The 23390-nt window shown below is 72.4% G+C and carries 22 protein-coding genes and 1 pseudogene; 14 read left to right on the top strand and 9 right to left on the bottom strand.

Annotated elements, in window-relative coordinates:
* Position 1: 1 nt before the first annotated feature.
* Together C2L58_RS16925 and C2L58_RS16920 are read left to right on the top strand one after the other, a co-directional pair.
* Positions 2–1708 (top strand): amylo-alpha-1,6-glucosidase, encoded by a 1707-nt coding sequence (locus C2L58_RS16925; protein ID WP_103338545.1) that lies wholly within the window; start codon positions 2–4, stop codon positions 1706–1708.
* Positions 1709–1879: 171 nt separating this feature from the next.
* The gene (locus C2L58_RS16920) at positions 1880–2572 is read left to right on the top strand and encodes a glycoside hydrolase family 12 protein (RefSeq protein ID WP_103338544.1); all 693 of its coding nucleotides are present in this window, start codon (positions 1880–1882) and stop codon (positions 2570–2572) included.
* On the opposite strand, the gene C2L58_RS16915 is transcribed toward C2L58_RS16920, so the two are convergent.
* Positions 2573–3139 carry a TetR/AcrR family transcriptional regulator gene (locus tag C2L58_RS16915; RefSeq protein WP_103338543.1) on the bottom strand — a complete coding sequence of 189 codons (567 nt, stop codon included), beginning with the start codon at positions 3137–3139 and terminating at the stop codon, positions 2573–2575.
* Between the two features lie 85 nt (positions 3140–3224).
* Between C2L58_RS16915 and C2L58_RS16910 the strand changes: the two genes are divergently transcribed.
* Entirely contained in the window at positions 3225–4121 is an 897-nt protein-coding gene (locus C2L58_RS16910) for an aldo/keto reductase (protein ID WP_103338542.1), read from the top strand.
* Positions 4122–4179: 58 nt separating this feature from the next.
* Positions 4180–5121: a GlxA family transcriptional regulator gene (locus C2L58_RS16905; protein WP_103338541.1), complete on the top strand. Its 942-nt coding sequence runs from the start codon at positions 4180–4182 to the stop codon at positions 5119–5121.
* Positions 5122–5157: 36 nt separating this feature from the next.
* Here the strand turns inward: C2L58_RS16905 and C2L58_RS16900 are convergent, their stop codons facing one another.
* On the bottom strand, positions 5158–5622 hold the full coding sequence (locus C2L58_RS16900) for a VOC family protein (protein WP_103338540.1): 465 nt from the start codon (positions 5620–5622) through the stop codon (positions 5158–5160).
* 110 nt (positions 5623–5732) lie between these two features.
* Here C2L58_RS16900 and C2L58_RS16895 point away from each other — a divergent pair, with 110 nt between their 5' ends.
* Positions 5733–6713: a helix-turn-helix transcriptional regulator gene (locus C2L58_RS16895; RefSeq protein ID WP_103338551.1), complete on the top strand. Its 981-nt coding sequence runs from the start codon at positions 5733–5735 to the stop codon at positions 6711–6713.
* 19 nt (positions 6714–6732) lie between these two features.
* On the opposite strand, the gene larE is transcribed toward C2L58_RS16895, so the two are convergent.
* The 6 genes from larE to C2L58_RS16865 are packed head-to-tail and all read right to left on the bottom strand — an operon-like array spanning position 6733 to position 12298.
* The gene (gene larE / locus C2L58_RS16890) at positions 6733–7536 is read right to left on the bottom strand and encodes an ATP-dependent sacrificial sulfur transferase LarE (RefSeq protein WP_103338539.1); all 804 of its coding nucleotides are present in this window, start codon (positions 7534–7536) and stop codon (positions 6733–6735) included.
* Positions 7536–8669, bottom strand: coding sequence for a nickel pincer cofactor biosynthesis protein LarC (gene larC / locus C2L58_RS16885; RefSeq protein WP_103338538.1), 1134 nt, complete (start codon positions 8667–8669; stop codon positions 7536–7538). The genes larE and larC overlap by 1 nt, the downstream gene beginning before the upstream one ends.
* Positions 8666–9337 carry a nickel pincer cofactor biosynthesis protein LarB gene (gene larB, locus C2L58_RS16880; protein ID WP_103338537.1) on the bottom strand — a complete coding sequence of 224 codons (672 nt, stop codon included), beginning with the start codon at positions 9335–9337 and terminating at the stop codon, positions 8666–8668. Before larB ends, larC begins: the two co-directional genes overlap by 4 nt.
* Positions 9334–10611 (bottom strand): nickel-dependent lactate racemase, encoded by a 1278-nt coding sequence (gene larA / locus C2L58_RS16875; protein WP_103338536.1) that lies wholly within the window; start codon positions 10609–10611, stop codon positions 9334–9336. Before larA ends, larB begins: the two co-directional genes overlap by 4 nt.
* A complete protein-coding gene (locus C2L58_RS16870) occupies positions 10608–11450 on the bottom strand; it encodes an amidohydrolase family protein (RefSeq protein ID WP_103338535.1) in 843 nt (280 codons plus the stop codon). The genes larA and C2L58_RS16870 overlap by 4 nt, the downstream gene beginning before the upstream one ends.
* Complete coding sequence (locus C2L58_RS16865; RefSeq protein ID WP_103338534.1) at positions 11447–12298, bottom strand: fumarylacetoacetate hydrolase family protein; 852 nt, start codon at positions 12296–12298, stop codon at positions 11447–11449. Before C2L58_RS16865 ends, C2L58_RS16870 begins: the two co-directional genes overlap by 4 nt.
* A 182-nt stretch (positions 12299–12480) precedes the next feature.
* Between C2L58_RS16865 and C2L58_RS16860 the strand changes: the two are divergent.
* The 7 genes and pseudogenes from C2L58_RS16860 to C2L58_RS16830 all read left to right on the top strand — a co-directional run bounded on the left by C2L58_RS16860 (position 12481) and on the right by C2L58_RS16830 (position 21310).
* Positions 12481–13803 (top strand): annotated as a pseudogene (locus tag C2L58_RS16860) (enolase C-terminal domain-like protein).
* Positions 13800–14573 carry an SDR family NAD(P)-dependent oxidoreductase gene (locus C2L58_RS16855; RefSeq protein WP_103338533.1) on the top strand — a complete coding sequence of 258 codons (774 nt, stop codon included), beginning with the start codon at positions 13800–13802 and terminating at the stop codon, positions 14571–14573. Before C2L58_RS16860 ends, C2L58_RS16855 begins: the two are co-directional and overlap by 4 nt.
* Positions 14570–15637 (top strand): sugar ABC transporter substrate-binding protein, encoded by a 1068-nt coding sequence (locus C2L58_RS16850; RefSeq protein ID WP_103338532.1) that lies wholly within the window; start codon positions 14570–14572, stop codon positions 15635–15637. Before C2L58_RS16855 ends, C2L58_RS16850 begins: the two co-directional genes overlap by 4 nt.
* A gap of 25 nt (positions 15638–15662) precedes the next feature.
* The gene (locus C2L58_RS16845; protein ID WP_103338531.1) at positions 15663–17162 is read left to right on the top strand and encodes a sugar ABC transporter ATP-binding protein; all 1500 of its coding nucleotides are present in this window, start codon (positions 15663–15665) and stop codon (positions 17160–17162) included.
* Entirely contained in the window at positions 17155–18174 is a 1020-nt protein-coding gene (locus C2L58_RS16840) for an ABC transporter permease (protein ID WP_103338530.1), read from the top strand. The genes C2L58_RS16845 and C2L58_RS16840 overlap by 8 nt, the downstream gene beginning before the upstream one ends.
* A complete protein-coding gene (locus C2L58_RS16835; protein WP_103338529.1) occupies positions 18174–19031 on the top strand; it encodes an aldo/keto reductase in 858 nt (285 codons plus the stop codon). Before C2L58_RS16840 ends, C2L58_RS16835 begins: the two co-directional genes overlap by 1 nt.
* A 26-nt stretch (positions 19032–19057) precedes the next feature.
* Positions 19058–21310, top strand: a complete 2253-nt coding sequence (locus C2L58_RS16830) for an alpha-L-fucosidase (protein WP_103338528.1) — start codon at positions 19058–19060, stop codon at positions 21308–21310.
* A gap of 31 nt (positions 21311–21341) precedes the next feature.
* Here the strand turns inward: C2L58_RS16830 and C2L58_RS16825 are convergent, their stop codons facing one another.
* The gene (locus C2L58_RS16825; RefSeq protein WP_103338527.1) at positions 21342–22055 is read right to left on the bottom strand and encodes a FadR/GntR family transcriptional regulator; all 714 of its coding nucleotides are present in this window, start codon (positions 22053–22055) and stop codon (positions 21342–21344) included.
* Positions 22056–22229: 174 nt separating this feature from the next.
* On the opposite strand from C2L58_RS16825, the gene C2L58_RS16820 reads away from it, so the two are divergent.
* Together C2L58_RS16820 and C2L58_RS16815 are read left to right on the top strand one after the other, a co-directional pair.
* Complete coding sequence (locus C2L58_RS16820) at positions 22230–22649, top strand: nuclear transport factor 2 family protein (protein WP_103338526.1); 420 nt, start codon at positions 22230–22232, stop codon at positions 22647–22649.
* The gene (locus C2L58_RS16815; RefSeq protein WP_103338525.1) at positions 22646–23197 is read left to right on the top strand and encodes a TetR/AcrR family transcriptional regulator; all 552 of its coding nucleotides are present in this window, start codon (positions 22646–22648) and stop codon (positions 23195–23197) included. Before C2L58_RS16820 ends, C2L58_RS16815 begins: the two co-directional genes overlap by 4 nt.
* Positions 23198–23390: the final 193 nt, after the last annotated feature.

The following is a 23390-nucleotide window of genomic DNA, read 5'->3' as shown; positions in this document are numbered from 1 at the left end:
TGTGCCCACGGGCGAATTTTCGCTGCGGGAAATTCCGTTCAGCTACCCGGGATCGTGGTTCGACGTCTCCCCGGTGGTGGCCCAGGCCACCTACGCCGACGACCTGCACCTGGTGTCCCACCGCCACGGCATGCACGCCGTGCTGGCGCTGGTCCCCGAACGCGACGGCGAGCGGGCGGCCGTCTCGGCCGCCGCGACGCCGTCCGCGCTCACCTGGGGAGCCGGCGAGGAACGGATCACGGCGGCGTTCGCGGCGCCGGACGCGCTCCGGATCGCCGGGCGCGGCCTGGCCTTGCGGATCCGCGCGGCGGAGCCCACGCTGACCCCGTTCACCGGCACCTACTTCTTCGCCGATCCGGTCGGCGGCTCGGCCGTGTTCACCTCCTACGAAACCGGCCACCGCTACCGCGTCACCGTCCTTTCCGGACAGGTGCGGCACGTCGGCGCCGAAGCGCTCGGCACGGCCGAGCGGGCCGTCGTGGTGAGCGGAGACGCCTGGGAGGTGGCGATCGAGGAACTCCCCGGCGCCCGCGAGCCGTACTCGCCGGCACCGGCGTTCGACGACGTGGTCGCGGCCGCCCGGACCGGGTTCACCACCTTCGCCGACGCGGTCGCGCCGTGGCGCGGCGAGCGCACGCCGGCGGCCGAGCTCGCCTGTTACGTGCTCTGGTCGGCCATCGTGGCCCCGGCCGGGTTCGTCGGCCGCCCGGCCGTGCTGATGTCGAAGCACTGGATGGACAAGGTGTGGAGCTGGGACCACTGCTTCAACGCGCTCGCGCTGGCGGCGGGCCGGCCGGAGCTGGCCTGGGACCAGGTCCAGGTCGTCTTCGACCACCAGGACGCCCGGGGCGCGCTGCCCGACTCGATCACCCACGCCGAGGTGCTGCGCAACTTCGTCAAACCGCCCATCCACGGCTGGGCCCTGGGCCGCCTGCGCGGCCGCCTTCCCGGTGGCCTGCCCGAAACCGGGCTCGCCTACCGGCAGCTGGCGGCGTGGACGACCTTCTGGCTCGAGCACCGCCGCGTGCCCGGCGGGCCGCTCGCCCACTACGAGCACGGCAACGACAGCGGCTGGGACAACGCGACGCCGTTCGCCGAACGGCGGCTCGTGCAGACACCCGACCTCGCCGCGTTCCTGGTGCTGCAGCTGAAGGAACTGGCCGTGCTCGCCGCCGGGGAGGGCGATCCCGATGCGGCTGCCCGGTGGGACGCCGAAGCGGACACCATGCTGGCGGCGCTGCTCGGCGAGCTGTGGGACGGCACGAAGTTCGTCAGCCGCTCGGCCGCGACCGGGGCGGTGCACGCCGGGGCGAGCCTGCTGGACCTGATGCCGATCGTGCTCGGCGAGCACCTGCCGCCGGAGGTCCGGGACAGGGTCGTGGCCGGGCTGGAGGCGCACCTCACCGGCGTCGGCCTCGCGACCGAGCGGCCGGAGTCCGCGTTCTACGAGCCGGACGGCTACTGGCGCGGGCCGGTGTGGGCGCCCGTCACCGTGCTGATCGAAGACGGCCTCCGCCGCGCCGGCGCGACCGAACTCGCCGACCGCGTCAGCACCCGGTTCCGCGCGGTGTGCGAAAAGTCCGGGTTCGCCGAGAACTTCGACGCGCTGACCGGCGACGGCCTGCGCGACCGCGCCTACACGTGGACCGCCGCCGCCTACCTCGTGCTCGCCGGCGACGCCGAACACCGGCTCGCGCAGTCCGGGTAATACGGCGGTCTATTCGACCAAATCGACAACCGGCTCCCATTGAAATCATCGATGCCATTGTTCGGGTGGGTGGCACGTCGGCAAATCACGGACAGAATCTTGACCGGTGGACAAGTGGCCTGTAATAGTCATAAAGGCCTCCCGTTCGATCACCGGTAAAGGACGATTCCCATGCACAACGTCGTGCGTTCCCTGTTCGTCTCGCTGACCGCGGCCGCCGTGGTGGCGACCACCGCCGGAGTGGCCGAAGCGGCCGCCTGGTCGTCTTCGGACAAGTGGGCGACCTGGTCCAACGGTGGGTACACCGTCCGCAACGACGTCTGGGGCAGTGGCGCCGGTCCCCAGACGATCTGGGCGAATTCCTTCAGCAACTGGGGAGTCTGGGCGAACCACCCGAACACCGGCGGCATCAAGTCGTACCCGCACTCGGCGAAGAACGTCGGCCGGACGCTCAGCTCCTTGCGGCAGGTTTCCAGCAGTTTCAGCGTGAACCGCCCAGGCAGCGGCGCCTACGAGACCGCCTATGACATCTGGGCGAACAACAACGCCTACGAAATCATGTTGTGGGTCAACAAGCAGGGCGCGGTCGGCCCGCTGGGCAGCAAGCAGACGACGGTGAGCGTCGGCGGGCACACCTGGGACGTCTACAAGGGATCGAACGGGTCGAACGCGGTGTTCTCGTTCCTGCGCACGTCGAACACCGACGCCGGTACCGTCGACGTCCTCGCGGTCCTGAACTGGATCAAGGCCCGCGGCTGGTTCGGCGACGTGACCCTCGGCGAAGTCCAGTTCGGGTTCGAAATCACGTCGTCTTCCGGCGGGTTGAACTTCACTTCGAACAGCTATTCCGTTTCCGCGTCCTGATCACCGGCGCAGTGCGTCGAGGATCAGGTCGAGCATCCGGCCGGTCCGCCCGGGATCGCGCTCGTCCACAGTGGACAGGAAAACGCCCAGCAGGAGCAGGGTCACGTCCTCCGGGTCGGCGGCGCGCAGCGTGCCCGCCTCGGCGCCGGCGTCGAGGATCGCCCCGATCGCGGCGGTGATGCGCCGCCGCGTCGTGGGCGTCGCGATGCGGCCCGACGCCACGCTCGCGCGGAGGACGTCCCCCATTCCGCGCTTGGTCGCCACGAACGCCGCGTAGCGGTCCATCCACGCTCGGAGGGCCTGCTCCGGCGGGAGTTCGGCGAGCAGGGCCGCCGCGTTTCCGGTGACGTCGTCGAGTTCCGCCGCGTAGACGGCTTCGACGAGCGCCTCGCGGGTCGGGAAATGCCGGTAGAGCGTGCCGATCCCGACGCCGGCCTCGCGGGCGACGGCTTCGAGCGCGACGGGGCCGTCGGCGGTGGCGAACGCGGCGCGCGCCACCGCGACGAGTTTGTCCCGGTTGCGGCGCGCGTCCGAGCGCAGGGGGAGGGAGGGTTCGGGCGAAGGCAAAGCGGAGGCACCTCCGGTTGTGCTACGGTCGGCTCGAGCGGAGGCTCCTCCGCTTTGCCATCATCGCACAAGGACGGGGATCCCCATGCCATCCACCGCACGAGCCGCGCTCGCCGGCCGCACCGTCTCCCGCGTCGGCTACGGCGCGATGCAGCTCGAGCGCCTGCACGACGACCGCGCCGCGGCCGTCGCCCTCCTGCGCCGCGCGGTCGAGCTCGGCGTCGACCACGTCGACACCGCGCAGTTCTACGGCAACGGCTTCGTCAACGGAGTCATCCGCGACGTCCTCCGGTCCGGCGAGGACCTCCTGGTCGCGACCAAGGTCGGCGCCGACCCCGACCCCGGCGCCCCGATCCCGCTCCGCCTGGCGCAACGGCCCGAAGAGCTGCGCGCGAGCGTCGAGGACAACCTGCGGGCGCTCGGGGCCGACCGGCTCCCGCTGGTCAACCTGCGCCGCGCGGACCAGCGGCCCGGCGTGCTGGCCGAGGGAGAGCAGCTCGTCGACCTCGACGACCAGCTCGCGGTGCTGACCGCCCTGCGCGAGGAGGGCAAGATCGGCGCGATCGGGCTCAGCGCCGTCACCCTCGACGTCCTGCGCCGGGCGCTCCCGGCGGGGATCGCCTGCGTGCAGAACGCCTACAGCCTCGTCGGCCGTGCCGACGACGACCTGCTCGAGCTGTGTCTCGCGGAGGGCATCGCCTGGGTGCCGTTCTTCCCGCTGGGCGGCGACTTCCCCGGGATGCCGAAGGTGACCGACGAGCCCGCGGTCCGGGCCGCCGCGCAGGCCCTCGGCCACACCCCGGCGCAGGTCGGCCTGGCCTGGCTGCTGCACCGCGCCCCGAACGTCCACCTCATCCCCGGCACCGCGAGCGCGGCGCACCTCGAAGCCAACCTCGCCACCGCGGACATCGAACTCGACGGCGAGACGCTGGCGGCGCTGGACGCGATCCCGGCCCGCTCGATGGACGTCAGCCTGGGTTGACCAGATCAGTACGGGACGCCGGTATCCGGCCACCGGGCCGGCGGCGTAGTTTTGCGGCATGTACACGGTGGCGGTGCTGGCCCTCGACGATGTGATCGCCTTCGATCTGGCCACGCCGATCGAGACGCTCGGGCGGGTCCGGCTGCCGGACGGCCGCGGCGGGTACCGGATCGTCGTCGCCGGGCCGGAGCCGGTGGTCGACGCCGGCCCGCTGCGGCTCGCCGTCGAGGTGGGGCTCGACGAGGTCGCCCACGCCGACCTCGTCGTCGTCCCCGGGCGGAACGACCCGGACCGGCCGACCCCGGACGGCGTGGCCGAGTTCCTGCGGGCCTCGGTCGCGCGCGGAACGCGGGTCGCCTCGATCTGCGTCGGCGCGTTCACCCTCGCCGAGGCCGGCCTGCTCGACGGGCGGCGGGCGACCACGCACTGGCTCGCCACCGACGAGCTGGCCCGCCGGTACCCGGCCGTGCGGGTCGAGCCGGACGCGCTGTACGTCGACAACGGCCAGATCCTGACCTCCGCCGGCGCGTCGGCGGGGCTGGACATGTGCCTGCACATCGTGGAGCGCGACTACGGCGCCGCGGTCGCCGCCGACGCCGCCCGGCTCGCCGTCGCGCCGCTGCAGCGCACCGGCGGCCAGGGCCAGTACATCCTCCGCAACCGCCCGACGTACCAGACCGCGACGCTGGAGAAGGCGCTCGCGTGGATCGAGGAGAACGCCCACCGCCCGCTCACCCTGGCCGACATCGCCGACGCGGCGGGCATGAGCACCCGCACGCTGACCCGGCACTTCCACGCCGAGACCGGGCAGAGCCCGATCCAGTGGCTGACCGGGGTGCGCATCCGGCACGCCCAGGAGCTGCTGGAGCTCACCGACCACACGATCGACCGGATCGCCGGCCAGGTCGGGTTCCCGTCGCCGAGCAACTTCCGCGTCCAGTTCGCCCAGACCGTGCGGGTCAGCCCGAGCGCGTACCGCAAGACGTTCCGGTCGCGGTGAGGAGCGGGGTGCGCGGCCGCACCCCGCCCGATCCCGTCAGCCCCGGTACTCGGCCGCGACGTCGATGATCCAGGTGACGCCGAAGCGGTCGGTCAGCATGCCGAACGCCGGGGCCCACTGAGCGGGCCCGAACTCTTCGATGACGGTCGCGCCCTCGGCGAGGCCCTTCCACACCGGCGAGACCTCGTCGACGGTGGCGCCGCGGACGGACAGGAAGAACGGCTCCCGGGTGATCGTCGTGCCGTTTTCGCGGTGGGTGCTGGGCGCGGCCGGGGTGGCCGGGCCGTCGGTGCCGGGGACGTCGTAGGCCATCACGCTGAAGCCGTTGTCCGCGGTGACCTGGCCGAACACCACCTTGTCCGTGTCGGGCAGCCCGGCGGGCAGCCCGAAGGCGCCGTAGGTGACGACCGTGGCCTGGCCACCGAAGACCGACTGGTAGAAGGCGAGCGCCTCGCGGGCCTGGCCGGTGAAGTTGAGGTGGGCGACAGCGGTGAGCGACATGGTTCCGGTCCTTCTCGAGGTTCCTGCCGTCGGAGGGGTTCCGGCGGCCAGGCCACGATCGCAGCAGTAGCGGCCAGGGAACGTCCGCTTCTCGTGGCACCATGGAAGTCATGCCGGTCGCTTCCTCGACGGCGACCTCGGGTCGCCTGCTCTCGCTGCTGTCCCTGCTGCAGGCGCGCCGGGACTGGCCGGGCGCGCTGCTCGCCGACCGGCTGGGCGTCAGCGACCGGACCGTGCGCCGGGACGTCGACCGGCTCCGGGAGCTCGGCTATCCCGTCCAGGCGGTCAAGGGCCCGGAGGGTGGCTACCGGCTCGAAGCCGGGGGCCGGATGCCGCCCCTGTTGTTCGACGAGGAACAGGCGGTCGCGCTCGCCGTGGCGCTGCGGATCGCCGCCGGGACCGGCGCGGGCATCGAGGAAGCCGCGCTGCGCGCGCTGGCCACCGTGCGCCAGGTGATGCCGTCGCGGCTGCGGCAGCGCGTCGACGTGCTCGAGATCGCCGCGGCCGGCGGTCCCGCGGTCCAGGTCGGCACGGACGTCCTGCTCGCGCTGAGCTCGGCGATCCGGGCGACCGAGGAAGTGCGGTTCGACTACGAGGCACCGTCGGCGGACCCGGGGCCCCGGCCGCCGCGCCGGGTGCAGCCGCACCACCTGGTCGTCCGGAACGGACGGTGGTACCTGATCGGCTGGGACGCCGTCCGGGAGGATTGGCGGACCTACCGCGTGGACCGGCTGCGCCCGCGCGTGCCGAACGGGCCGCGGTTCACCCCGCGGGAGGTACCGGGCGGTGACGTCGCGACGTTCCTCGCCGCCCGGTTCAAGGGTTCCGCCACCGCCGACGTCTGGCCGTGCCGCGGCGAAGTGGTCCTCGACCGCCCCCCGGCCGACGTGGCACCGTTCGCCGGCGACGGAATCGTCGAGGAGCTCGTCCCCGGCAGGACCCGGCTGCTGACCGGATCCTGGTCCTGGGCGGCGCTCGCGGCCGGCCTGCTGCGGTTCGACTGCGAGATCGAAGTGGTCGGGCCGCCGGAGCTGCGGGCCGCTTTCGCCGGCCTGGCGGGTCGAGCGACCCGCGCGGCGAACGACCGCTGAGCGTTCCGCGTCCGGGAGGTCAGCCCGGTTCGTGGTTGAGGGCGCCGGAGCGGAAGGGCGCGACGGCGGCGTCGGTGAACCCGAGTGCCCGCACGGCGTCGAGCAGCCGCGGATCGTCGTGGAGCCCGGCGGCCACGGTGGCGTCGAGTTCGATCCGGGCCGTGCCGCCGAGGTCGCGCACCCGCACGTCGCGGTAGCGCAGGCCGCGGTCGTCGAGGAATGCTCGTACCGCCGCTTCGGCCTGTTCGATCCGGGCCAGCGTGGCCGTCGTGATCGGGATGCCGTAGCGGACCCGGCTCGCCAGGCAGGGCGCGGCCGGTTTGTCCGCCCAGGTCAGGCCCCACCGCCGGGCGATGGCGCGGACGTCCTCTTTGGACAGGCCGAGCGTGCGCAGCGGGGTGTGCACGCCGAGTTCGTCGCCCGCGCGGATGCCCGGCCGGAACGGGTCGGCGGCGTCGTCGGCGTTCGTGCCGGTGGCCAGCGCCGGAAACCCGTGGGCGACGGCCACTTCCGCGATCGTCGTGAGCACCGTGGTCTTGCAGAAGTAGCAGCGCTGACGCCCGTTGGCCGCATACCCCGGCTCGGCCAGCTCGCCGGTCGGCGGGGTGAGGTGGCGGACCCCGAGGTCCGCCGCGATCTTCCGCGCGCCGGCCAGTTCCACCGCGGCCAGGCTCGCGGAGTTCGCCGTCACCGCGAGCACGTCCGCCGGGCCGAGGGCGCGGACGGCGGCCGCGAGCACCAGCGCCGAGTCGGAGCCGCCGGAGAACGCCACCGCGAGCCGGCCGGCACCGGCAAGGTAGGTGACGAGCCTCGTGGAGTCCATCAGCGCCCCGCGGCGATCGTCGCGACGACGCGCGCCGGCAGGCCGAGTTCGCGTGCGGCGGCCACGACGTCGTCGTGCTCGGGTTTCGCGCCGTGCGGCCCGCGCTTGCGCCGCACCGGCATCCCGAGGACGTCGACCGTTTCGGTCTCCCGTTCCAGTGCGGTCCGGCGGACCGGGTACTCGCGGAAGCCGAGACTGCCGGTTTCGGCGAGGACCACGGCCCCGAGCCGGGCGGCGTGCTCCGGCTCGGCGAGCACGTGCAGGACGTGGGCCGGCCGGCCCTTCTTCATCGTCACCGGGCTGATCCACGCGTCGAGCGCGCCGGCCGCCAGCAGCTCGGCGACGACGTGCCCGAGGACTTCGCCGGTGACGTCGTCGAGGTTCGTTTCCAGCACGACCAGCGTGCGGTACCCGGCGTCCACCGGTTCGCCGAGGTGCACGACGGCGATGTTCGGCCGGTCCGGCAGGGTCCGGGTGCCCGCGCCGTAGCCGGTGGCCAGCAGGCGGAACTCCGGCGGCGGCTCGAACCGGGCGCCGGTGGCCTTCAGCAGCGCGGCCGCGGTGGGCGTGACCGTCTCGCCCACCAGGTCGCTCCCGACCGTCCGCGCGCCCTGCAGCAGCGCCGCGGTCGCGGGGGCGGGACAGGGGAGGACGCCGTGCGCGGTGCGGACGGTGCCGGTGCCGAGGGGGAGCGCCCCGCAGTACACAGTGGACACTTCCAGGGCGTCCAGCGCGGCGCAGACGCCGATGACGTCGACGAGCGTGTCGTGCCCGCCGAGTTCGTGGAGGTGGACGCGCTCGGGAGGTTCCCCGTGCAGCCTGCCTTCCACCTCGGCGATCGCCCGCAACGCGGCGACCGCCCGGGCCGCGACCGGCGCGGGCTCGATCCGCCCGGCCATGGCGATCAGCTCGGCCGCGGGACGGCTGGTGGCTTCGTCGGTGACGTCCACGAGCGCGCGGCCCGCCGTCAGCCCGTGGGTGAGCAGAGACTGGACGCGCAGCTCCCACCCGGTCAGCCCGCTGGAGGCGACGGCGGCCCGGATGCGCTCGAGCGGCGCGCCGGTGTCGACCAGGGCGGCCAGCAGCATGTCCCCGGCGAGGCCGGTGAAGGGTGAGATCACGCAGATCGTCACCGGGACCTCCGCAGGACCTGGGCGAGCCGGAAGGCGGCCATCGCGGCGCCGAACCCGGAGTCGATGTTGACGACGGTGATCCCGGCCGCGCAGGAGGCGTGCATCGCCAGCAGCGCGGTGACGCCTTCGAGGCCCGCGCCGTACCCGGTGGAGGTGGGCACGGCGATCACCGGGCCGGCGACCAGCCCGCCGACGGCCGAAGCCAGCGCGCCCTCCATGCCCGCGACGACGATGACCGTGTCGGCCTCGCGCAGCCGGTCGGCCTCGGCCAGCAGCCGGTGGATCCCGGCGACTCCGACGTCGGTGACCGTCCGCACCGCGAGGCCGATGGCCGCGGCGACTTCCGCGGCTTCCTCGGCGACCGGGCCGTCGGACGTCCCGGCCGCGGCCACCGCGACCGTGAAGGCGGTCGCCGGGGCCGGGCGCCAGGCCAGCAGCCGCGCGCCGGGGGCGTAGCGGCCGCCGGGGACCTCCGCCAGCACCGCACGAGCCGGCTCGGCGTCGACGCGGGTGACCAGCACCGGCCCGGTGTTGTGCGCGAGCAGCGTCCGCACGATGGCCGCGATCTGCGCGGGGGTTTTCCCGGGCCCGTAGACGACTTCCGGGAGTCCTTGGCGGTGTTCGCGGTCGAGGTCGACGCGCGCGAAACCGAGGTCGGCGGTGCTCATGCGACGTACGGGATCGTCAGGGGACCTTCGGGGAGGACACAGGCCCGCGCGCCCGGCCCGGCCCGGCCGAGGGCCTCGGCCACGGTGGCCGCGATGTCGGTGGTCCGGGTCAGGTGCGCCGTCGCGAGGTCGGCCTCGGTCAGCGCGCCGGTGTGCATGACGACCCGGCAGTCGTCCTGGATCTTCGCCTGGATCTGGACCTGCCACTGGTCGGGCACGGTCACCGGGCGGGCCGCGATCTCCGCGAGCAGAGCCGCCGGCGAGCTCGCCGAGGCGAGGACCTCCCGGTAGGAACCGTGGTCGGGGAACCCGTCCCGGCACTCCGCGGCGCACACGATCGTGCCGCCCGGCTTGGTGATCCGGTGCGCCGCCGACATCCCTTTGACCGACTGGTACAGGTTCTGGTCGAGGGGATAGCCGGAATTGGTCGTCACCACCACGTCGAACGGCGCCGGCACCGGCCGCATGGCGACGTCGCGGGCGGCGCGGACCGCGGCCGCGTGCATGGCGAGCAGATCGCCGCCGAAGGCCCCGATGACGGCCTTGTCGCGGTTGAGGATGACGTCGAGGGCGAAGGTGACGCCGGTGGCCGCGGCGATCGCGCGGACGTCGTCGTGCACGGGATTGCCTTCGGTGATCCCCCAGGTGGCGTCGCGGTGCCCGATCCGGCGGGCGTCGTGCAGCACCAGCACGGTCTCCAGGGCCGCCAGCCCGGGCGCGACGAGTTTGGGGCCGCCCGAAAAGCCGGCGAAGAAGTGCGGTTCGACGAACCCGGTGGTGATCCGCACGTCCGCGGTCACCCATTCGCTGTTCAGCCACACCGGCACGTCGTCGCCGTGGCGCCCCAGCCAGGTGAGGCTCGCGCGGTCGCGGGCGTCGTGGTTGACGATCCGGACGGTGTCGGCGACCTCGTCGCCGAACATCGCGCGCAGCTCGGCGGCGGAGTTGCCGCGGTGGGTGCCGGTGGCGACCAGGATGACGACGTCTTCGAGCCGGACGATGCCGTCGAGTTCGGCGAGGATCGCCGGGATCATCAGTCCCCGCGGCTGGGGCCGGGTTCCGTCGCACGCCGAGATCGCGACCGTCTGGCCCGGCCGCACCCGCTCGCGCAGCGGCGGCCCGGCGACCGGTGCCCGCAACGCCCGGCGCAGCGGCACGTCCGCGGGTTCGGTGACCGGGTGGTGCACCGGCGTCACCACGGTGGTGACCGCGGGGTCGATGGCGAGCTCGAGACCGGTCTCGCCGTAGGCGAGCCGGACGGTCCGGGCCGTCACGGCGCCAGCCCGTAGACGCGGCTCGCGGTCCCGCCGCGGACGGCGTCGCGTTCGGCCGGCGTCAGCCCGGCCAGGAGGCTGTCGGCGGCGTCCATGACTTCCGCGTACGTCCCCGCGAGCAGGCACACCGGCCAGTCGGAACCGAGCATCAGCCGGTCCGGGCCGAACGCGGCGAGCGCGGTTTCCGCGTACGGGCGCAGATCCTCGGCCCGCCAAGGCCGGCCGGCCTCCGTCACCAGGCCGGACAGCTTGGCGACGACGTTGGGTTCCTTGGCCAAGGTGGCGAGTCCGGTCGCCCAGGGCTCGAGCTGCCCGGAGGCGATCGGCGGTTTCGCGAGGTGGTCGAGGACGAAGGTGAGCTCCGGCAGCGCCCGGACCGCCGCGGTGGCCGCCGGGAGCTGGTGCGGCAGCACGAGCAGGTCGTACACCAGCCCGGCGTCGCGCACCGCCGCGAGCCCGGCCAGCACGTCTTCCCGTTCCAGCCAGCGGGGATCGGGCTCGGCCTGGACGAGGTGCCGGATGCCGGCCAGCAGTTCGCCGCCCGGCGCCGAGCGCAGCCGGTCGAGGTCCTCCGACGGCGAGCCGGTGAGGTCGATCCAGCCGACCACGCCGGCGATGAGCGGCTCCGCGGCCGCCGTCGCGAGGAACTCGACCGACTCCTCGAAGTCCGGCAGGACCTGGACGAGCACCGTCGCGTCGATCCCCAGGGCGGCCGCCCGCAGGTCGTCCGGGGTGAAGTCGCGCCGGATCGCGGCCGTCTCGTCGCCGTCCAGCCACGCGTGGCGGCGGACGGAGGTCTGCCACAGGTGGTGGTGCGCGTCGACGCGCCGGCCGGTCACGCCCGGCCGATCCGGTGGTGCTGGCGGCCGAGGCCGTCGACCTCCACCGTCACTTCGTCCCCTTCGGACAGATAGGGGAAGTCGTTGGCGCCGAAGGCAACGCCGGCCGGCGTGCCGGTGTTCACGACGTCGCCCGGCTCGAGGACCATGAACTGGCTGAGGTACCAGACGATGTGCCGGACCCCGAAGAGCATGTTCCGCGTGGTGCCGTCCTGGCGCGGCTGCCCGTTGACGGCCAGCCGCAGGCGGAGGTCCTGCGGGTCGCCGGCCTCGTCCGGCGTGACCAGCCACGGCCCGAGCGGGTTGAACGTTTCGCAGGACTTGCCCTTGGTCCACTGGCCGCCGCGTTCGTGCTGGAAGTCGCGCTCGCTGACGTCGTCCGAGACCGTGTACCCGGCGATGACGGCGTCGGCGTCCTCCGGCGTCGCGAGGTACCGCGCCCGGCCGCCGAGCACCACGGCGAGTTCGACCTCGTAGTCGGTCCGGGTGCTGGTCCGCGGGATGAGCACGGTGTCGTCCGGGCCGACGATCGTGTTGGTGGCCTTGAGGAACACCACCGGCTCGGCGGGCGGCTGCGCGCCGGTTTCCGCCGCGTGGTCGGAGTAGTTCAGCCCGATGCAGGCGAGCAGGCCGGGCCGGGCCACCGGCGCGCCGACGCGCAAGCCGGTGACGTCCAGGACGGGCAGGGTGCCTTCGCGCAGCGCCGCCCGCGCCCGCGCGACGCCGCCGGCGGTGAAGAAGGCGCCGTCGATGTCCGGGGTCAGCGACCGCAGGTCCCGCGCCGCACCGGTTTCGTCGAGGACGACGGGGATCTCGTGGCCGCGGTCGCCGAGGCGTTGGAAGCGCATGGCCGGGACCGTAGCAGACGTATGATGTCTCTTTCAAAGGTAGAGCGAGTCATCATACGTTAAACCACGTTGAGTAGTGGATAATCACTTTGCGTCCAAGTTATTGCCGTGTTACGGACCAACTCTGGACAATCCATGGGTCAGCGCGTAGCCATACATATGTTGTCTGCGCCGAATGAGAGGTGGCCCCGTTGGCCGAAGTGATCAGCGCGATCGACGCCGTGGACGTGCGCTTCCCGACTTCGCTGAGCCTGGACGGGTCGGACGCGATGAACCCCGAACCCGACTACTCGGCGGCCTACGTGACGATCCGCACGAGCGACGGCGACGAGGGTTACGGGCTCGCCTTCACCGTGGGCCGCGGCAACGACGTCGAGGTCGCCGCGGTCCGGGCGCTGGTGCCCCTGGTCGCCGGGATGCCGGTGGCCGACGCGCTCGGCGACCTCGGCGCCTTTTCCCGCCGGCTGACCGGGGACAGCCAGCTCCGGTGGCTGGGCCCGGACAAGGGCGCGATCCACATGGCCGCCGCCGCGATCGTCAACGCGGCCTGGGACCTGCGGGCCCGCCGCGAAGGCAAGCCGGTCTGGCGGCTGCTGGCCGAACTGCCGCCGGAGGAACTGGTCGACCTGGTCGACTTCCGGTACTTGCGGGACGCGCTGACCCGCGACGAAGCCCTCGACATCCTCCGCCGCGCCGAACCGGGCCGCGCGGCCCGCTAGGCCGAGCTCCTGGAAACCGGTTTTCCCGCCTACACCACGACTCCCGGCTGGCTCGGGTACTCGCCGGAAAAGCTGGCGGCGCTCGCGAAGGAGGCGGTCGAGGACGGGTTCACCCAGATCAAGCTCAAGGTCGGCGCCGACCTCGACGAGGACATCCGCCGGCTGCGGCTGGCCCGGGACGTCGTCGGGCCGGACATCCGGATCGCCATCGACGCCAACCAGGCCTGGGGCGTCGGCCAGGCCATCGAATGGCTGCGCCCCCTGTCCGAGTTCGACCCGTACTGGATCGAGGAGCCGACCTCGCCCGACGACGTGCTCGGCCACGCGGCGATCCGCCGGGCGGTCGCGCCGATCAAGGTGGCCACCGGCGAGCACACCCACAACGCCGTGATGTTCAAGCAGCTGCTGCAGGCCGAGGCGATCGACGTCCTCCAGCTCGACGCGAGCCGCGTCGCCGGGGTGACCGAGAACATCGCGATCCTGTTGCTGGCCGCGAAGTTCGGCGTCCCGGTGTGCCCGCACGCCGGCGGGGTCGGGCTGTGCGAGATGGTGCAGCACCTGTCGATGTTCGACTTCGTCGCGGTGAGCGGCACCCAGACCGACCGCGTCATCGAGTACGTCGACCACCTGCACGAGCACTTCGTCGACCCGGTGCGGATCGAGCGGGGCCGCTACCTGGCCCCGGTCGAGCCGGGCCTCGGGGCGCGGCTGCACACCGAATCCGTGGCCCAATACCGGTTTCCCGACGGACCGGTCTGGCAGCGGGACGCGGTGGTGGTCGCGTGAGCGGCGGAGAGTTCGACGGCTTCCGGGCGCTCGTGACGGGCGGCGCCTCCGGGATCGGGCTCGCCACCGCGCGGATGCTCGCCCGGCGGGGCGCACAGGTCGTCTGCCTCGACCTGAACGAGAAGGTCGAGGAACCGCTGACCGGGATGCGGGCCGACGTCTCGGACGACGACTCGGTGCGAGCCGCGGTCGCCGCCGCGGTGGACCACCTCGGCGGCCTGGACGTCCTGGTCAACAACGCCGGGATCGGCGCGCAAGGAACCGTGGAGGACAACGACGACGCCGAGTGGCACCGCGTGTTCGACGTCAACGTGGTGGGCATGGTCCGGGTGAGCCGGGCCGCCCTGCCGCACCTGAGGGAGTCGCCCGCCGCGGCGATCGTGAACACCTGCTCGATCGCGGCCACCGCCGGGCTGCCGCAACGAGCGCTCTACAGCGCCACCAAGGGCGCGGTCCTCGCGCTCACCCGCGCGATGGCGGCCGACCACCTGGCCGAGGGGATCCGCGTGTGCTGCGTGAATCCCGGCACCGCGCACACCCCGTGGATCGACCGGCTGCTGGCCACGGCCGACGATCCCGACGCCGAGCTGGCCGCGCTCGCCGCGCGCCAGCCCACCGGGCGGCTCGTCACCGCCGACGAGGTCGCCGCGGCGATCTGCTACCTGGCCGGCCCGGACGCCGGCGCCACCACCGGCACCGATCTCGCCGTGGACGGCGGGATGTCCGGCCTGCGGCTCCGCCCGAAACCTGTCAACGAGGAGAGGTCATGAAGTTCCAGCACCTGCGCGCCGCCGCTGTCGTCACAGCCGGTGTCCTGTCCGCGGCCGCACTGGCCGGCTGCAGCGGCGGCGGCTCGACCGCCGCTTCGGGGGGCAAAACCGTCGTGGGGGTCGACTACCCGCGCTCGGACACCGACTTCTGGAACGCCTACATCAAGTACGTGCCCCAGTTCGCCGGCCAGTTCGGGCTCGACCTCAAGACCACCAACTCGCAGAACGACGTCGCGAACCTGACGGCGAACGTGCAGACGATGATCAGCCAAGGCGTCAAGGGCGTGGTGATGGCCCCGCAGGACACCGCGGCGATCATCCCGACGCTGCAGCAGCTCGCGAGCAAGAAGATCCCGGTCGTGTCCGTCGACACCCGGCCCGACCAGGGCAACGTCTACATGGTCGTGCGGGCCGACAACCGCGCCTACGGCGAGAAGGCCTGCCAGTTCCTCGGCACCAAGCTCGGCGGCCAGGGCAAGGTCGTCATGCTGCAGGGCGACCTGGCGTCGATCAACGGCCGCGACCGCACCGAAGCCTTCAACGACTGCATGAAGAAGACCTTCCCGGGCATCACGGTCTTCGGCGAGGCCACCAACTGGGACGCCAACACCGCGGCCCAGAAGCTGCAGACCCGGCTGACGGCGAACCCGGACATCAAGGGCGTCTACATGCAGTCCAGCTTCGCCCTGGCCGGCACGCTGCAGCTGCTGAAGCAGCGCGGCCTGGCGGTCCCGGCGAGCGACCCGAAGCACGTGTTCATCGTGTCCAACGACGGCATCCCCGAGGAACTCGCCAAGATCCGGGCCGGCGAGATGGACGCGACCGTGTCCCAGCCCGCGGACCTGTTCGCCAAGTACGCCCTGCAGTACGTCAAGGACGCGATCGCCGGCAAGACGCCGGCCCCCGGCAAGACCGACCACGACAGCACCATCATCCAGGTCCGCGACGGCCTGATGGAGGACCAGCTGGCCGCGCCGCTGGTCACCGCGGACGGCGCCAGGTTCGGGCCGGTGAGCAGCGTCAAGGTCGACGACCAGTCCCTGTGGGGCAACAGCAAGAGCTGAGGCGCTTTCCGGAGAGGAACCGAACATGAACACCGTGCCGGTCGTCGAGGCCCGTCAGGTGGTCAAGCGCTACGGCGCCACGGTCGCACTGGACCACGCCGATCTGACCGTCCTACCCGGACAGACGCACGCGCTCGTCGGCCGCAACGGGGCCGGCAAGTCGACCCTGGTGTCCGTCCTCACCGGACTGACCGAGCCGGACGCCGGAACCGTGCGGCTGGACGGGGAACCGGCCCCGGCCCTGGCCGACCGGGACGGCTGGCGGTCCCGGGTGGCGTGCGTGTACCAGCGGTCGACGATCATCCCCGAGCTGTCGGTGGCGGAGAACCTGTTCCTCAACCGGCAGGAGACCCGCGGCGGGTTCGTCCGCTGGGCCGCGCTGCGCCGCTCGGCCACCGAGCTGCTCGAGCGCTGGTCGGTGGACGTCGACGTGCACCGCCCGGCCCGGGAGCTGAGCGTCGAGCAGCGGCAGTTCGTGGAGATCGCGCGGGCCCTGTCGTTCGGCGCCCGGTTCGTCATCCTCGACGAACCGACCGCGCAGCTCGACGGGGCCGCGATCACCCGGCTGTTCGGCCACATCGCCGAGCTGCAGCGACAGGGCGTCACCTTCCTGTTCATCAGCCACCACCTCCAGGAGGTGTACGAAATCTGCGACACGGTGACGGTGTACCGGGACGCCCGGCACGTCCTCACCGCGCCGGTCGCCGAGCTGCCGAAGGCCGACCTCGTGGCCGCGATGACCGGGGAGAACGCCGTCATCGCCCAGGAGCGGACGTCGTCGGCCCGCCACGGCGCCGAACCCGTGCTGCGCGTGGCCGACCTGAGCCTCGCCCCGTACTTCGAGGACGTGTCGTTCGACGTCGCGCCCGGGGAGATCGTCGGGCTGGCCGGGTCGGGCGGCAGCGGCAAGGCCGAGCTCGCCGAGGCACTGGCCGGGTTGCGCAAGCCCACCGCCGGCACGGTCTTCGTCGGGGACTCCCGCCCCCGGCCCGGCGACGTCCCGGCCGCGCTGGCCGCGGGGGTGGGCTTCGTCCCGGAAGACCGCCACCACCAGGGTTTCGTGCCGGAGATGTCCATTGCGGACAACTCCACGATGAGCGTCATGGACCGGCTCGGGCCCGGCATCTTCGTCCGGTCGGGCCTGCGCGACCGGCTCGCCGGGCAGCTGATCACGCGGCTGGCGGTGAAGACTCCCGGCCCGGAGCTGCCGGTGTCCGCGCTGTCCGGCGGCAACCAGCAGAAGGTCGTCATGGCCCGGGCGCTGGCCGGCGACCCCCGCCTGCTCGTGCTGATCACCCCCACCGCCGGGGTCGACGTGCGGTCGAAGGAGTTCCTCCAGGGCAAGGTCGCGGAGGCCGCCGCGGCGGGCACCGCGGTGCTGATCGCCTCGGACGAACTGGACGACCTGCGCCTGTGCGACCGGCTGCTGGTCGTGGTGCACGGCCGGCTCACCACCGAAATCCCCGCAGGCTGGCCGGACCGCGAGGTCGTGGCCGCCATGGAAGGAGTCGACCTCGATGCCTGAAAGCCCCGCCGCGGTGGGCGCCCCGCCACGGACCGGATCCGGCCCCGCGCCCCGGCGCATCGCACTGGCCCGGCTGCGCGACTTCGCGCTGGTGCCCGGGATCATCGCGATCGCCGTCGTCGGCCAGCTGGTGAACCCGGTGTTCCTCCAGTACGACAACGTGATCAACATCCTGCAGACGATGTCGGAGATCGCCCTGCTGGTGCTCGCCCAGACGATGGTGCTGGTCGTCGGCAAGATGGACCTGTCGCTGGAATCGACCTTCGGGCTCGCGCCGGGCGTGGCGGCGTGGCTGACGATCGGCGGCGGCCATTCGCTCGGGCTGCTGCCGCCGTGGACCGCCGTGCCGGTGGTGCTGCTGGTCGGCGTGGTGGTGGGGGCGCTCAACGCCCTGCTGATCGTCCGGTTCGGGCTGAGCGGGTTCGTCGTCACCCTCGGCATGCTGATCGTGCTGCGCGGCCTGCTGACCGGGATCTCCGGCGGCCAGACCTTCTTCGGCCTGCCCGATTCGCTGCTCTACCTCGGCACCACGTTGTGGGCCGGGATCCCGGCGTCGATCTGGATCTGCGTCCTGTTGTTCGCCGGCGGGATCGTGCTGCTGGGCTACACCCGGTTCGGCCGCAGCCTCTACGCGATCGGCGGCAACGAGGACGCGGCGAAGGCCGCGGGCATCCGGACCGACCGCATCGTGTGGATCGTGCTGATCGGGGCCAGCGTCCTGGCCGCGCTCGGCGGGCTGCTGCTTTCCGGGCGGCTCGCTTCGGTGGCCGCGGCACAGGGCAACGGCTACATCTTCACGGTGTTCGCCGCCGCCGTGATCGGCGGGGTGAGCCTGAACGGTGGCCGGGGCACGCTCTTCGGTGCCTTCACCGGCATCCTGCTGCTGTACATGATCCAGAACGTGCTGACCCTGGCCGGGGTGCCGGCCCAGTGGATCGGCGCGCTCAACGGCGCGATCATCCTCATCGCGCTGGTGATGTCCCGCATCACCAGCGGCAAGCGGCAGACCTGATGGCGGACCTCGGCCTGGGCACCGCGGGCCTGGGCAACGTCTTCGGCGACGTCGACGACGAGGCCGCCGCGGAGGTCGTCGCCGCGGCGGCCGGCGCCGGGGTGCGGTACTTCGACACCGCGCCCTACTACGGCTTCGGGCTGGCCGAACGCCGGCTCCGCCCGGCGCTGGCGCGGCTGCCCGCGGGTTCGTTCGCGGTGTCGACGAAGGTGGGCCGGACGCTCACCGACGGCGGCTGCGTCTTCGACTTCTCCGCGGACGCCGTCCGCCGGGGGCTCGAAGGCAGCCTCGAGCGGCTGGGCCTCGACCGCGTCGACATCGTCTACCTGCACGATCCCGACGACCACGAAGAGCAAGCCGCTTCCGAGGCGTGGCCGGAACTGCGCCGGCTGCGCGACGAAGGCGTGGTCTCCGCGATCGGTGTCGGGATGAACCAGTGGGAGATGCCCACCCGGTTCGTCGAACGGCTCGACGTCGACGTCGTCCTGCTCGCCGGCCGGTACACACTGCTCGACCGCAGCGGTGCGCGGCTGCTCGACCTCTGCGGCGAGCGCGGGGTCGACGTCGTGCTCGGCGGGGTGTTCAACTCCGGCCTGCTCATCGACCCCCGGCCGGGCGCCTGGTTCGACTACGCCCCGGCGCCGGAGGACCTGCTGGCCCGCGCGCAGCGCATGCGCGAGGTCGCCGCTTCCGCGGGGTACGACCTGGCCGCGTGCGCGCTCGCGTTCGCCGCCGCGCACCCCGCCGTCACCTCGGTCCTGGTCGGTGCCACGAGCGCCGAGCAGGTGCGGGCGAACGCGGAGGCCTTCCGCCGCGAGGTGCCGCCGGATCTGCTGCGCCGATTGGTTTCCCGCTAGCTCCCCATCACCCTCTGGAGAGTGCCATGACGCCCCCTGCCCAGAACCCGTTCTCCCGCCGGCAGTTCGGTGCCCTCGCGGCCGCCGGGCTTGCCACCGCGGCCGTGCCGCCCGCACTGGCCGGCCCGGCGGCCGCCGCCACTCCCGGCCGGCCGTACCAGCCCACCTGGCCGTCGGTCGACCGGCACCCACCCGCGCCGGAATGGTTCCAGGACGCCAAGTTCGGCATCTACTGGCACTGGGGCGCGTTCACCACCCCGGAGTTCGGCAGCGAGTGGTACGGCCGGAACATGTACATCCCGGACAGCGGCGAGAACAAGCACCACAAGGCGACCTACGGCGACCCGGCGGTGTGGGGCTACGACCGGTTCATCGACGGCGGCACCGACGTGGCCGGCAACCCCGTGCAGTTCGCGCCGAAGCCGGTTTCCCAGGGCGGGCGGTTCGACCCGGAGGAGTGGGCGCGGGTGGTCAAGGCGTCCGGGGCGAAGTTCGCCGGCCCGGTCGCCGAGCACCACGACGGGTTCTCGATGTGGGACAGCAAGGTCAACGAGTGGAATTCGGTGGCGCGCGGGCCGCGGCTGAACCTGCTGGACCTGTTCGGCAAGGCGATCCGCGGGCAGGGGCTCAAGCTGCTGGTCGCGATGCACCACGCGTTCAACTACAACGGTTTCTACGACTTCGCGCCGCCGCAGCCCACCCCGAGCCTGCGCAAGCTGTACGGCCAGCTCCCGCGCGCCGACGAGGACGCGCTGTGGCTGGCCAAGCTCAAGGAAGTGATCGACCGCGCGCAGCCGGACGTCCTCTGGCAGGACTTCTCGCTGAACTCGCCCGGCTACTGCATCAACAGCGGCCCGTGCGCGGTGGCGGAGCAGCAGCGCCTCGAATTCCTGGCCTACTACTACAACCAGGCCGAAAAGTGGGGCAAGGACGTCGTCTCGACGTTCAAGCACTTCGACCACGGCTTCACCACCAACGGCGAGGTCGCCGACTACGAGCGCGGCGGGCCGGCCGACATCGTGACGCCGTACTGGCTCACCGACGACGCGATCAGCAGCAGCAGCTGGAGCTACACCCGGGGCATCGGCTACTACTCGAGCACGCAGATGATCCACGCGCTGATCGACCGGGTCAGCAAGGGCGGCACCATGCTGCTCAACATCTCCCCGACGCTCGAAGGCATCATCCCGGCCGAGCAGCGGGCGGTGCTCGCCGGCTTCGGCACCTACCTCGGCCGTGTCGGCGAGTCGATTTATTCGACACGTGTCTGGGACGTCTACGGCGAGGGCCCCATCAAGATGGGCGGCGGTTCGTTCGTCTCGCCGAAGGTGGGCACGGCCAAGGACTTCCGGTTCACCCGCGACAAGGCGGCCCGCGTGCTCTACGCGACCGTGCTGGCCTGGCCCGGGGCCACGGCGGAGCTCACCACGCTGTCCGGCAAGCGGATCGACCTGAGCAGCCTGCGGCGCGTCGAACTGCTCGGCGCGTCCGGCACGCTGAAGTACACCCAGGACGCGAGCGCGCTGCACGTCACGCTGCCGGCGAAGCCCTACGAGTCGCCCGCCTACGTGCTCAAGCTGACGTTCGCCGGCACCATTCCGGCGGTGGGACCGGCGACCGGGGCCACCGTGTACGCGGACCGCAACTACGGCGGGGCGAGCGCGGCGCTGGCGGTCGGCGGCTACACCGCCGCGCAGCTGAAGACCGCCCTGCCGAAGCCCGTTTCCGCGATCTGGCCCGGAGACGGTTACGAGGCGCTCGGCTACCCGGCTGACAACTTCACCGGAACTCCGAGCCGGTTCCTCGTGGCCACGCCGGACGTGCGGGCGTCCGCGATCGTTTCGATGCGGGTCACGTTCGACCCCGCCCGGTGGTTCCGGATCGTCAACGTCACCAGCGGCCTGGCCGTGGACGGCGGTGGCGCGGTCGCGGCGGGCAGCCCGCTCAAGGTCTGGACCCCGGACGGCAGCACGAACCTCCAGTTCCGCATCGAGGACGCCGGCGACGGGTTCGTCAAGCTGACCAACCGCACCGACGGCCTGGTGATCGACGGTTCGGGCGCGACCACCGCGGGCGGCAATCCCGTGCAGTCGGCCTACACCGGCGCGCCGAGCCAGCAGTGGTCGATCACCGACACCGGCGGCGGTGTCTGCGTGATCGCGAACCGGGCGAGCGGGCTGGTCCTCGACGGCGGCGGGAGCGTGCCCTCGGGCTCCCCGCTCAAGGTGTGGTCCGACGACGGCAGCGCCAACCTCCGGTGGCTGTTCTCCGTTGCCTGAGGTCCTTCGGGGTGCCGTGACCGGTCTCCGGTCACGGCACCCGGCCGTCGAGCTCCCGGATCTCGGCCAGGTGCGCGCGCAGCCAGCGTTCGGACGTGTCGACGTGCATCAGCGCAGCGGCGGTGGCCACCGCGGGATCCCGGTCGGCGAGTGCGTCGTAGATGGCCTTGTGCTGCGCCAGCGTCACGTGCGTCGCGCCCCGCTCGACCGTGCCGCGCCAGACGCGCGCGCGCAGGGTGCGCGAGGAGATCCCGTCCAGCAGCGCGGTGAGGGTCTCGTTGCCCGCCGCGGTGACGACCGCCCGGTGGAAGGCGGCGTCGAGCACGGTGAGGCGTTCGACGTCCTCGACCGCGTCGTGCATCGCGTCGAGCAGCTCGCCGACCGCGCGCAGCTGGGTGTCGGTGATCCGGGTGGCGGCCAGGCCGGTCGCCGCGGGCTCGAGGAGCCGGCGCACCTCGGTGAGCTCGAGGATGCTGCCGTCCTGCATGAGCGCCACGGCGTTCCCGAGGCCTTCCAGGAGCAGGCTCGGCGCGAGGCTGGTGACGTACGTGCCGTCGCCGCGGCGGACCTCGAGCACCCTGGCCAGCGCGAGCGCCTTCACGGCCTCCCGCGTGGGACTGCGGGAAATCCCCAGCTCGGTGGCCAGTTCGTGCTCGGGGGGCAGCTTGGCGCCCGCCGGGAACCGGCCGGACCGGACGAACTCCCGGATCCGGTCGATCGCTTCGTCGGTCAACGACCTCGCCATGGTCCTCCTCGGACAGCTCACCTGGGGAATCAGTCTAACATTCGTATGATGTATATCCGCGAAGGAGGCGCCGGTGTTCCGTGAGATTGGCTGATTCGCCAGTTTCGATGATGCCTGCGCGTTGAGACATGTGATGTCTGTACAGACTTCTTACTTACTTGTAAGTTAGCAGGCATGACGACTTTCACCACTGCCGAAGCCGAGACGCTGTGCGACCGGTGGGAGAAGGCGTGGAACGGCCATGACGCCGGCGCGGTCGCCGCGATGTGCGCGGACGACCTCGTCTACGACGAACCGGCGCTGGGGCGGACCGCGCACGGGCCCGGCTCGATCCGCGAGTTCGTGACGCACCTGGCGCGCGCCTACCCGGACTACTCTTTCGCGCGCATCGGGCTCTACACCGAGGTGACCCGCCGCGCCGTGCTCGTCGCGTGGCGCTTCACCGGCACGTTCGCCAAGACCGGCGGCCGCGTCGAGTTCCACGGCGACGACCGGCTGGAACTGGGTGACGATGGGCTGATCCACGCGTACCGCTGCCTGTACGACAACAAGTTCGTGCTCGGTCAGCTCGGCGGTGGCGCGGGGGACCGGTGAGCGACGCGGGCCCGGCCCGCCTCCCCGCCGCGGCGCGCCGGGCGGGGATCATCGAAGCGGCCGACGCCGAGTTCGCCGCGCACGGGCTGGCGGGCACCCGGCTGGAGGCCATCGCCGGCCGGGCCGGCATCTCGCACCCGAGGATCGTGCAGATGTTCGGGTCCAAGCGGAAGCTGTTCCTCGAAGTCGTGCACGCCGCCTTCGACCGCATCGAAGCGGCGTTCGAAGGCGCTGAGCCGAAGCTGGCCGCGCTGGGCGTCGCCTACGTGCGCCTCCTGCAGAGCGACCCGACGGTCGGCCTGGTGGTGCTGCAGGGCTACGCGGCGGCGGCGGACGAGCCGGTCCGTGAGGCGGTCCGCCGGCGGCACCTGGCCCTGATGGACTCGATCGCCCGGTTGACGGGCGCGGACGCGTTGCGGGTGCGGACGTTCTTCGCCACGGGCCTCGTCCAGACGGTGTCGACGGCGCTCGAGCTGCCCGAGCCGCGCGCCGACACGGCGTGGAGCGCTTGGATTCTCGACCGCGCCGACCCACCCGGCGACTCATGACGGCGCCGGGTGCGGAGCGGGTGGGGCGCCGCCGCCGGAATCGGCCCGTGGTACCGGTGAGCGGCCACCCACCGCGGCGATCGTGACAAATTTTCAGGTACTTTCCGTCATCCGGTTGACACATCGGGCGCCTGGTTCCAGCATCAATGCTGCCGAGCCAGCGGTCAAAAGATCACCGGATGCGTGACGACGG

The sequence above is a fragment of the Amycolatopsis sp. CA-126428 genome (assembly GCF_002904335.1).
GTDB lineage: Bacteria > Actinomycetota > Actinomycetes > Mycobacteriales > Pseudonocardiaceae > Amycolatopsis.
This window is presented reverse-complemented; position numbering and strand designations above follow the sequence as displayed.